The 10,634-nt window shown below is 38.1% G+C and carries 6 protein-coding genes; 4 read left to right on the top strand and 2 right to left on the bottom strand.

Annotation, left to right across the window (positions count from 1 at the left end; translation table 11 throughout):
• Positions 1–71 precede the first annotated feature (71 nt).
• Positions 72–1,718, bottom strand: coding sequence for an adenine deaminase (ade, locus tag QM524_RS20130; RefSeq protein ID WP_283345930.1), 1,647 nt, complete (start codon positions 1,716–1,718; stop codon positions 72–74).
• A gap of 112 nt (positions 1,719–1,830) precedes the next feature.
• Between ade and cmk the strand changes: the two genes are divergently transcribed.
• From cmk to QM524_RS20115, 3 genes are all read left to right on the top strand, one after another.
• Positions 1,831–2,517, top strand: a complete 687-nt coding sequence (gene cmk / locus QM524_RS20125; protein WP_283345929.1) for a (d)CMP kinase — start codon at positions 1,831–1,833, stop codon at positions 2,515–2,517.
• A gap of 184 nt (positions 2,518–2,701) precedes the next feature.
• Positions 2,702–3,796, top strand: coding sequence for an NAD(P)/FAD-dependent oxidoreductase (locus QM524_RS20120; RefSeq protein WP_283345928.1), 1,095 nt, complete (start codon positions 2,702–2,704; stop codon positions 3,794–3,796).
• A gap of 129 nt (positions 3,797–3,925) precedes the next feature.
• Positions 3,926–7,183: a hypothetical protein gene (locus QM524_RS20115; RefSeq protein ID WP_283345927.1), complete on the top strand. Its 3,258-nt coding sequence runs from the start codon at positions 3,926–3,928 to the stop codon at positions 7,181–7,183.
• Positions 7,184–7,247: 64 nt separating this feature from the next.
• On the opposite strand, the gene QM524_RS20110 is transcribed toward QM524_RS20115, so the two are convergent.
• A complete protein-coding gene (locus QM524_RS20110; RefSeq protein ID WP_283345926.1) occupies positions 7,248–8,876 on the bottom strand; it encodes an ArnT family glycosyltransferase in 1,629 nt (542 codons plus the stop codon).
• A 283-nt stretch (positions 8,877–9,159) separates the two neighbouring features.
• On the opposite strand from QM524_RS20110, the gene QM524_RS20105 reads away from it, so the two are divergent.
• Complete coding sequence (locus QM524_RS20105; protein ID WP_283345925.1) at positions 9,160–10,431, top strand: glutamate-5-semialdehyde dehydrogenase; 1,272 nt, start codon at positions 9,160–9,162, stop codon at positions 10,429–10,431.
• Positions 10,432–10,634: the final 203 nt, after the last annotated feature.

The following is a 10,634-nucleotide window of genomic DNA, read 5'->3' as shown; positions in this document are numbered from 1 at the left end:
TTAATCTAGCATTTTCAAATAATGTAGGTTATTCGAAAATGCTATGGTTTTTTAGTTTTGTTTCGATGAAGTTATATCTCCAAAGATGTCAACTCAAAGCGCTCGCCATCAAAAAGGCCAAGGTTTGAAAGCTTCAAATTTGGAATAACTAGGAGTGCCATAAATGAAAGACTCATAAAGGGTGATTTCAGGTTGGTTCCTAATTGTTTTGCAAATTTATCAATTTCCGAATAATTATTTGCTATATCATAGCCATTTTCTCCTGACATAAGTCCGGCAATCGGTAATGGAAGTATTTTATTTTGTCCGTCACCCGACACTGCTGATACTCCACCTTGTACCTCAATAATTAGGTTTACGGCATCAGATATGGCTTGTTCGTCGACGCCAACTACCACAATATTATGCGAATCGTGTGCCACAGACGAGGCAATAGCGCCTGATTTTAATCCGAAATTTTTTATAAAACCAATCGCTGGAGAGGCATCTTTATAGCGATTTACTACCGCAATTTTCAAAATATCTCGCTCAACATCCGAAACAATCGCACCATTTACGACCTTCGCTTGGTGCTCAGACTTCAAAGTTATCAATTGTCCATCTAGTACTTCTATGACTTTAATCATAGCATTATCAGGATTTTGCGCATTTACTACAAAATCTTCAGAAGTCTTTAACGAACAACTAAATTGGTTTTGTATTTCACTACTAAGATTTTGAATAAATGACTCTCCATGCTCTGCAATTTTTTCACCATTCAAATAGGTCGCCAAAATGTTAAAAGCAATAGGGTTGTCTATCAACACAAAATCGGCTGGGTCGTTTGCTCGCAACAGACCTACTGGCAATTGGTAATGCAACACAGGATTGACACAAGCTACTTGCAAAATCTCAAACAATAAATCTGGATATAATGCTAATGCTCGCTTTACTAGCTCGTTGATATGCCCTTCCACTAAATTGTCGGGATGTTTATCATCAGAACAAAACATCATATTGTTGTAGTGTTCGGGTAATAGTCCAATTAAGGCATCAAAATTTTTGGCAGCAGACCCTTCACGAATTAGGATTTTCATGCCGTATTTGAGCTTGTCGAGCGCTTCTTCGGCTGTAAAACATTCATGGTCTGTTTGACAACCAGCTTCTATATAGCGTTTGGCTGCTTCTCCTCTCAAGCCAGGGGCGTGACCATCTACGGGTTTGTTGTATTGTTGTGCCAAGCTAATTTTAGACAACATATCGAGGTCTCCGTTTAATACCCCAGGAAAATTCATGACTTCAGCTAAATAGCCAACTTCTGGATAGTTATCAAATAAATAGGCAATATCTTCGGGCGTTATAGTTGCTCCTGCAGTTTCAAAAGTGGTAGCTGGAACGCATGAGGGTGCCCCAAAACAAAACTTAAAAGGTACTTGGCGGGCATTTTCAATCATGTATTCCACGCCTTTTACTCCTAAGACATTACCAATTTCGTGTGGGTCCGAGATTGTCGAAACAGTACCGTGTACCACCGCCAGTCTGGCAAACTGTACTGGTGTAAGCATTGAGCTTTCGATATGCACGTGTGCATCCACAAAACCTGGGAGAATATAAGGTGTATTGGGTTGGGGAGTCGAAGCTAATTCAATGATTTCTTTGATATAACCACCTTCAATCGTAATTTGACAGTATGAAATATTTTTATCAAGTATGTTGATGAGGTTTGCTTGAATCTGCATAAGAGTATGGTTTTGATATTCAGATGTTTACAGAGTAAATGAGTTTAATCAACTTTTGTGATTCTCTCAACTCTGGTTCAAGTTACTTATCTTTGTACAAAATATCTATTCAATGAAGAAAATCATTATTGCTCTCGACGGCTATTCAAGTTGTGGAAAAAGCACCACCGCAAAGCGCGTGGCAGCTCAATTAGGATACGCTTTTATTGACACAGGTGCGATGTATCGTGCCGTTAGTTTGTATTTTCATGAGCATCATATTAGCCTTACAAATCCCAAGGAAATTGAAAAGGCACTGAGCGAGATTCATATTTCATTTCAGTTCAACGAGCACCGTGGCGCAAGCGATGTGTACCTCAATGGGTTGAATGTGGAAGGTGAAATTCGTAAGATGTATATTTCGCAAATGGTAAGCGAAGTAAGCGCTATCACAATCGTACGAAAAGCTATGGTTGCCCAACAACAAAAAATGGGAAAAAGTCGTGGTGTAGTAATGGACGGTCGTGATATTGGAACAAAAGTATTTCCTGATGCCGAAGTAAAAGTATTTATGACTGCCGATCCTGTGATTCGTGCCGAAAGACGTCAGTTGGAGCTTTTGCAAAAAGGAGAGATGATTGACCTCGAGGAGATTTTGGAGAACCTCAAGAAAAGAGATATTATCGATTCTACTCGTGAAGAGGGACCATTGGTACAAGCGGAGGATGCTATTTTGATGGATACCTCCTTTATGACTTTAGAAGAACAGGTTGATTTTGTGATTCAGTTGCACGATGCAAAAGTGGCATTGTTAGATTAATAGTAAAATATTGAACAATGTAATCTTTTAAAACCAAACAATACGATTGATAGTTAGTATTTTAAATAATAAAACCATTGATGCTGAATAATTAAGAAGTTATCAGCATCAATGGTTTTTAGTTTTTGAAAGAAGGCGACTATCTATATTGTAAAAAACTTTTTCTAGGTCAAATACTTTAGAAATGACAACAAAACATTACGATTATTTATTGGTAGGACAAGGACTTGCGGGGTCTTTATTAGGGTATAGCTTGGCAAAGCGTGGATATTCAATCATGGTATTGGACAATTACGAACAACCTTCATCTTCTCGAGTTGCCGCTGGTATTTATAATCCTGTTACGGGACGTAAACTCGTAAAAACATGGTTGGCGGATACGATTTTTCCTTTTCTCAAAACATATTATACTGAACTGGAAAAAGAGCTAGGGAAAAACTTCTTTCATCCGATGCCGATGTTTCGCCCGTTTCCCAATCAAGAGGTAAAGGATTTTCTTTTGCAGGAATCCGCTGTAGCCAACTATGGCGATTTTGGAAAATATCATACACCCGAGGAATCTCTCAAAAGTGTTGTAAAAAGCGAACTCGGAGGAGTAATGACAGATCATTCGGGTTGGGTAGAACTGCCTCTGATGTTGGATGCTTTTCGAGAATATTTTGAAAAAAAACAATGTTTGCTGCAACACTTATTCGATAATCAGGGTCTTCATCTTGAAAACAATACTTACCAAGTAAATAGCGAATTGACGCTGACCTTCAACAAATTGATTTTTTGTGAAGGTTTTTACGGACGTAATAACCCTTATTTTTCGTGGTTGCCGTTCAACCCCGTAAAAGGAGAAGTGCTTCGAGTAAAGTTTAAAGAAGACATTTCCTTGAAAGAAATGGTTAACCAAGGTGTCTTTGTGATACCACTTCCCAACGGACGAGCAAGGGTTGGCGCTACTTACAGTTGGCACGACTTGGATTGGATACCAACCGAAAAAGGAAGAGCCGACCTATTGGAAAAATACAATAAGCTCATGTTGGCAGACATTGAAGTGGAGGAGCAACTCGCAGGGGTACGTCCTGCTACCAAAGACCGTCGTCCCATTGTGGGTTTACATCCAGTACATACCAATTTGGGGGTATTTAACGGATTAGGTTCAAAAGGTGTTTCATTAGCGCCATATTTTGCCGAACAATTTGTTGACTTTTTGGTCAATAAAAAAGAACTTGACCCAGAAGTCAATATAAATCGTTTTGGTTCGTTATATTTAGGCCAAAAGCAATCTTAAGAAGTTACTCTAGGCGATAAGCAATAGGCGCTAAGCTTGGATTTGTGAAGGATAATCCAATAAGTTTGGTTCTCTAATACCACATAATTTAAAGCTTTTCGTAGCAACAATACCCAAGCTGAATCAACAATGAAAAAAACTATACTAGTACTATCTCTGCTAGCCTCGTTTTATGCTGATGCCCAAACTACTTTTCCTACACAGGAGCAGTTTGGGAAAAATAGAATTCAATACCGCCCATTTCACTGGAAAGTTTTAAGTACACAAAACTTTGAAGTGTATTATTATGAAGGCGGTCAGCAGAATGCAACATTAGCGATTCAAATGGCCGAATCAGAATTCGATCGTATTACCGACGTTTTGGGCTATTCTCCTTTTAACCGCACAAAGATTTTTGTGTATAACGCTACTTCTGACCTTAATCAAAGTAATGTGGGATTGAGCTTGTCTAGCGAAAAAGAGATTCGTGAAGAGAATTTGGCAAAATCTCGTATCGAAATTGCGTATTCGGGAAGTGCAACTATGTTTAGGAAAGAACTAACTCGTGAGATTTCAAGGGTGTTTATCCATGATATGTTGTATGGTGGAAGTATCAAAGAATCTTTGCAAAACTCCTTGTTGTTGAGCGTACCAGAGTGGTTTATTTCAGGTATTTCTCAATATATTGCTGAGGGTTGGAGTACCGAGTTGGACTCGTACATGAGCGACGCCATTATCAATAAGTTTATCAAACGCCCTAACCAAACTGCTGGGCGTGAAGCTGGTCTGATAGGACAGTCGGTGTGGAACTATATTGCAGAGCGCTATGGGCGTGAAAATATTTCTAATATTCTCAACCTTACCCGTATTATTCGTAATGAACAAACCTCTATTTCGAGTACTTTGGGAATGCCTTTTTCTAGATTTCTTAAAGAATGGAGAGAGTTTTATACGAGTAATGCCGAAGCTACAATCGCCAATTATACGCTTCCACAGTATGACTTCAAGATAGGACAACAAGCGCTGAATGCTCCCAATCGCCTTAATCAATTTAAAATCAGTCCAGACGGTAACTTTTTGGCTTTGACCCGCAATGATTTGGGCCGTTCGAGTGTGGAGGTGGTTAACCTCAAAACAAAACGTACCGAAACCATCCTGTCAAGTGGCTTCAAAACACTCAACCAGTCGATTGACCATACTTTGCCATTAGTATCTTGGACAAAAGGTGGTTCGTTGGCGGTAATTTTTGAAGACCGTGGAGACATGGTGTTGTATTTGTTTTCGGACATTAGTGAAAAAGATTTATCAGGTAAATTACAAACCAAAAGAGTCTTAAAGAATTTTGCCCAAATCAGTGATTTTGATATTTCGGATGCTGGAACTCAAATCGTGTTTAGTGCTGAAAGTAAAGGGCAAAATGACTTGTTTTTGCTAGATGTAGCCCGTTCTTCAGTTAGCCAATTGACCAATGACCTGTATGACGATTTGAATCCTCAATTTGTTGGAAGTGCAGGAAAAGTCGTATTTGTATCCAATCGTTTGAAGGACTCATTGGAGGTAGATAAAGGCACGCATAAGTCTGTTACAAATCCTTTCAAGTTGTTTTTGCATGAAGGAAAACCTAAAGCTGAGACTGTAAAGGTACTCGTTGATTCATTAGGTAATATCTCTCACCCAGTAGTTGCCGATGGCAATACGATATATTTTCTGAGTGATGAAAAAGGTATTCGTAACATCTATAAATTGATTGCAGGAGAAAATGAGCCTAATTTAGTTAGTACTTTCCGTACTGATATTATAAGTTTTGATTATGCTTTGTCAAGTAATAGCTTGGTGTATCGCTTTATCGATAATAATCAAGATATAATCGCTTATCAGAAAAATGCTGACTTGGGAATAAAGTCCAATATTCCATTTACCAATCGTAACGTCAGGCTGTTTGGTGCACCAATTGTAAATGCAGTAAAGCCTAATAATAACGCAACCAAACCGACAGAAACACCCAAAGAAAATTCAAGTCAGCCAAGTATCAAACTTTTACCTGGCGAAATAGATACGGATAATTATCAGTTTGATGATAATGCAACAGCCAAAGCGCCTGCTTCTAATACAGCCGACAAGAAGAATGATAGAAAAACTCGTACTGAACGGATTTTGTCATCAAAACAGGCCAGAAAAGATAACATAAAAATCAAAGGACCTACCGACTACAATAATGCTTTTGTGGTAAATGGTACAGAAACTGATTTTGTCGTTGACCCACTACCACAAAGAGGATTTGGATTGAATGCCAACCTAAAGATGAATGATTTGTTGGAAAATCATTTGTTGAAAACAGGGTTGTTCTTAACCCCAAATCTAAAAAATTCAGATTTGTGGGCAGAATATTCTTACTTGGCACAGAAAATAGATTACTCAGTAAGATTCGATAGAAGAACTACCAGCGACGATGGCGAAGTTCAGGATACCAAATATCGTTTAAATAAAGTCACTTTTAGTGCTGCATACCCAATCAATACCAACTCTAGAGTATCGATATCGACTAACTTTATTACGACGCGCTATTATGAGTTTGACCTAAACACAAGTGTGATTGCACCATATTTGCCAACAATCAATGCTGATTATGTTGGCGCCAGAGCTGAGTATGTGTATGATAACACGATTAGTCATGGGTTGAATCAATTAGAAGGAACACGTTTCAAAGTTCGCTATGATCATTACACAGGTGTAACGTCGGCTTCTGATGGTTTTGAAAAAATCAATGTAGATATTCGTCATTATATCCGCCTTGGCAAAGGAACGATTTTGGCATTTCGTGGAGCAGGAGGGCATTCTTTTGGAAATGCACCAAAGGCAACAGTCATGGGTGGTGCTGACAACTGGATTGGTCGTACCTATGAGGCTACCAACAATAAAAACAATCCATTTAATTCAAGTACTATCGAAAAAGATTTATTCTTCCTCGATTACGCAACACCTCTGAGAGGTTTTAATATGAACAAAATTGCAGGAAATAGCTTTATGGCTTTGAATGCAGAGGTTCGTTTCCCAATTGCGAAATACTTGTATTCGGGACCAATCTATTCTAATTTCTTTAAAAATTTACAGCTAACAGGCTTTACCGATGTGGGTACTGCTTGGACAGGAGTTGGTCCTTTTTCTCGTAGAAATGCTTTTAATACGTATGTATTACCAAACCTTACGCCTGCCCAAATCGCTAATGGTGAAAACATTCCATTTAGAGCAACTATTACCGACTTCCGTAGTCCGTTCTTAGTGGGCTATGGTATCGGAGCACGAACTACGATTTTGGGATACTTTGTGAAGTTTGATATTGGCTGGGGCTTAGAAAACAAAGAGGTAAAAGCACCAATTTCGTATCTGACCTTAGGGTATGATTTCTAGTAATAAAGAGCATAAAAAAGGGACTTCAATCTGATTGAAGTCCCTTTTTTATGCTCTTTATTACTTAAATGTCCTTAGGAACTCTCGCTTCATAAATCTGAAACAATCTATCTCCACAGGAGTTTTTGATAAGCTTCGTAGGCCAAATCTTGACTCCTTTTTGTTCTAAATAATGTAGAAAATCTTCCGTTTTTTTCTCTTCCATAGTCACATTATAGTCATAACGTGTTTTTTTAGCAATATCTGTTGCTATGGCTTGTACAATAATCACTGGTTTGGTACCATTGAAAAACTTTTGATTTTTGCCCCACCATTTCGAGAGTTCAGAAGGATATGGAAACAGTCGATAAGGCTCTGAAAACGTATTTCTTTTGTTGTCAACACCCAATAGCTGGGTATGTGTACCCCAATCTGTAGAGATAACCAAGCGATGCTCGTCTTGAGCAACATATTCAATCACTTGGTTGATTTCAGGAATAAAAATTTCAGTAACGCAGCTTTCATGATTGATATTTTGGAAAAACAACACATTCGTGAAAATATTCCAACCCACAGCAAGCGTTGTTATTCCAACAAAGGGGACTAATCCACCTACGTATTTTCCCAATTCATAAAAACTACTGAGTATGACGATAGGAAGCATAGGGTACATCACAAAACTATGCCAAACGTGAGTGGCAGCGGAGGTAATAATATATTGTAGAAAAATCAATAATATCAACAAAAGAGCTTGAGTATGTGACGAATGAAAGGATATATGTCCTTTCAAATACAACCAAACATTAATCAGCACACAGCTGAGAATAACAAGGTTCATGATTGTAGAAGAAAGAACTCCTGCGATACTCCAGCCAAAAACCTTGAAAATACTGTTTTGTAAAAGCAAATACTTGGTTTCTTTGAAACAGAATATTAGGCGTTCTTTTAAAAAACTGAGTGTTAATCCTCCTCCTTGCCCGTCGATATGAAGTTGTTTTAAGGTAAATAAAAAAAGAAAAACAAAGATCATATATCCTGCACCATAACGGAAAAAGTTAGATTGAAACAGACTTTTGAAGTCTAACTTTTTTAAGATAGGCATAACACTCGGAAGTTGCTGGAGAGCATACACCCCGAACACGGCGTTGGTAAACCAGATAAAATTAAATTTATTATAGACCCCAACAAACATCAAGGAAAATACCGTCAGGCCGTAGCGAAACCAATGACTGTTCGGATACGTTAACCATAGTAAGATGATCAGCTTGATAAACATTTCGATACAAGAAGGACCTTTGTCAAATCTTTGTAGCGTCAGAAAGGTTAAATCGAGAGACAGTACCAATAGTGTGGCAAGAGCGATACTTTTGTTGAAATACTTTGCCGTAATTTTATAACTAAGCCATAAATTGACACAGGCTAATAAAAGCATTGGAAGCCTAACACTTAGTACGTTTACGCCAAAAATCTTAAATATTGGCATATAAATCCATGCTTTCAACGCACCAATATAGAGGTAACAAAGCACCACCCAATCTTTAATCTTATAGATCACAAAGGTCTCTCCATCAAGGTCACCGAGTGAGGCATTAATGAATAGTGTTTCGTCGTATTCCAATCCGAAATACTGCAACTTGTAGAGCCCTAAAAAGATAAAAATAAGACTTGATAAAGCGATAATAGACTTACTTAGTGTCGTATGATTTTTTAGCATAAAAGTGTAAGTATATAGACTGATCCTACGAATTACTTGGTTCTAAAGTGGAAGATTCTTGCTCCCAAATATATCGTACTGATATTAAGATTTACGAATTGCAAAGATATTATACGTTGAGACTATTACTACAATCAAGTGAACAAAACACTTGAAAATAAAGGAGATTATGAATGCTTCCTAAACTAGTCTAACGATGTTGGTACTCGCTTATTTCTAGATTTTAAGAGGAGTTTTAGAAAATCTTTACGAAATTTGATTTAAAATTAATGTTAACCAATTTATGCAACTTGAAACCATCGAACTAACGTCTATTGTGCCAATTTTGGCCAAGACGCATGCGGCTTCGGCAGAAATCCGAAGACTTAGCGATCAACAAAAAAAGGATATTCTCTATCGTTTGGCAGAGGTATTGGTAGCCAATACAACGCAAATTATTGCAGAAAATGCCAAAGACTTGTTACGCATGGACCCCGCAGACCCCAAGTACGATCGTTTGATGCTTACCAAAAAACGTATTGCCGATTTGGCTGAAAGTATGAAGGATGTCGCTAATCTAAACGACCCTACTGGTGAATTACTTTTGTCAAAAGAACTTCAAAATGGCTTAAAAATTAAAAAAATAGCAGTGCCAATGGGCGTTGTTGGGGTGATTTTCGAATCCCGTCCAAATGTAACCGTTGATGTAACTGCACTTTGTATCCGCTCAGGTAATGCCGTGGTGTTGCGTGGGGGCTCTGATGCTTTTGATACCAATACCTATTTGGTAAGTCTTATTCATGATGTATTGCGTGAATTTGGAGTAAATACAGACGCTATTACGTTATTGCCAACCGACCGTGCATTTGTCAAAGAACTATTGACTGCTACTCGATTTGTCGATTTAATTATTCCTCGTGGATCGGAGTCATTGATTCAGTTTGTACGTCAAAATTCTTTAGTACCAACTATCGAAACGGGTGCTGGCGTATGTCACACCTATGTGGAAAAAACAGCTGATTTAGCCAAAGCAACCGAAATAGTAGTTAATGCCAAAGTATCTCGTCCTTCGGTATGTAACTCATTGGATACCGTGTTGGTAGATGAAGCGATAGCTGAAACATTTTTACCAAGCTTAATAGAAGGCTTTAACAAATGGAATGTAGAAGTTTTTGCCGATAATACAGCTTATGAAATTTTGGCAGAAGCAGGCTTCAAATCTTTACAAAAAGCAACAGAAGCAGATTTTGGCCGTGAATTTTTAGACTATAAATGTTCTATCAAAGTCGTTTCAGGCTTAGAGGAGGCATTAGACCATATTAGTAAATACTCTTCACGTCACTCGGAGGCGATTCTTTCAAAAGATACCGACCTTTGTAAGCGATTTGTACAGGAAGTAGATGCAGCGGCAGTATATACTAACGCTTCTACACGCTTCACCGATGGAGGACAGTTTGGATTAGGAGCCGAAATAGGTATTTCAACTCAAAAACTCCATGCCAGAGGACCATTTGCACTTGAGAAGCTTGTGACTGAAAAATGGATTGTAGAAGGGGATGGTCAAGTAAGATGGTAAGCATTTAAGGCTTTCGGCATTGGGCATTCGGCAAAAATGTATCTATTATAAAAAACATTTTAACACTCTTTGCCTTGTGCCTGTTGCCATATCCCTAAAATAAAAAACGCACGGTTACTTAATATCGACCATGAATTATCTTGAAATTAGGATGATTCTATAAATTTTAAAAAAGGCGTTCGAAATTAGCTTTTCGAACGCCT

It is taken from the genome of Flectobacillus roseus (assembly GCF_030056595.1).
GTDB classification, from domain to species: Bacteria; Bacteroidota; Bacteroidia; order Cytophagales; family Spirosomataceae; genus Flectobacillus; species Flectobacillus roseus.
Note: the sequence above shows the minus strand (reverse complement) of the source record. Positions and strands in the feature narration are given on the sequence as shown.